1 protein-coding gene is annotated in these 1,081 nt (G+C 48.3%); it reads left to right on the top strand.

Annotated elements, in window-relative coordinates; genetic code table 11:
- A partial coding sequence (tuf, locus tag ACQEXR_RS20230; protein ID WP_269378573.1) for an elongation factor Tu occupies positions 1 to 1,077 on the top strand: 1,077 nt, incomplete at its 5' end.
- Between the last annotated feature and the right edge of the window lie 4 nt (positions 1,078 to 1,081).

Genomic DNA, 1,081 nt, shown 5'->3' with positions numbered 1-1,081 from the left:
GCTAAAGTGTACGGCGGTGAAGCGAAAGACTTCGCATCTATCGATAACGCTCCAGAAGAGCGTGAGCGCGGTATCACAATCTCAACTTCTCACGTTGAGTACGACACTCCAACTCGCCACTACGCACACGTAGACTGTCCAGGACACGCTGACTATGTTAAAAACATGATCACTGGTGCTGCACAGATGGACGGTGGTATCCTAGTTGTTGCTGCGACAGATGGCCCAATGCCACAAACTCGTGAGCACATCCTACTAGGCCGTCAGGTTGGTATCCCTTACATCATCGTATTCATGAACAAATGTGACATGGTTGACGATGAAGAGCTTCTAGAGCTAGTAGAAATGGAAGTTCGTGAACTTCTATCTGAGTACGACTTCCCAGGTGATGATCTACCAGTAATCCAAGGTTCAGCTCTAGGCGCACTAAACGGCGAAGAGCAATGGGAAGCTAAGATCATTGAACTAGCAGAAGCGCTAGACAACTACATCCCAGAGCCAGAGCGTGCAGTAGACATGCCGTTCCTAATGCCAATCGAAGACGTATTCTCAATCCAAGGTCGTGGTACAGTAGTAACTGGCCGTATCGAGCGCGGTATCCTAAACGTAGGTGACGAAGTTGCTATCGTAGGTATCAAAGAGACAATCACAACAACATGTACTGGTGTTGAGATGTTCCGTAAGCTTCTAGACGAAGGTCGTGCGGGTGAGAACGTTGGTGCACTTCTACGTGGTACTAAGCGTGATGAAGTAGAACGTGGTCAAGTACTAGCGAAGCCAGGTTCAATCACTCCACACACTAAGTTCGAGTCAGAAGTATACGTACTTTCTAAAGACGAAGGCGGCCGTCATACTCCGTTCTTCAAAGGCTACCGTCCACAGTTCTACTTCCGTACAACTGACGTAACTGGTAACATCGAGCTACCAGAAGGCGTAGAAATGGTAATGCCAGGTGATAACATCAAGATGACTGTAGAGCTAATCGCTCCAATCGCGATGGACGAAGGTCTACGTTTCGCGATCCGCGAAGGTGGCCGTACAGTTGGTGCTGGTGTTGTTGCTAAGATCTTCGCTTAATTCT

This window comes from Vibrio sp. TRT 2004, from assembly GCF_050113735.1.
In the GTDB taxonomy this organism is placed as follows: Bacteria; Pseudomonadota; Gammaproteobacteria; order Enterobacterales; family Vibrionaceae; genus Vibrio.
This window is presented reverse-complemented; position numbering and strand designations above follow the sequence as displayed.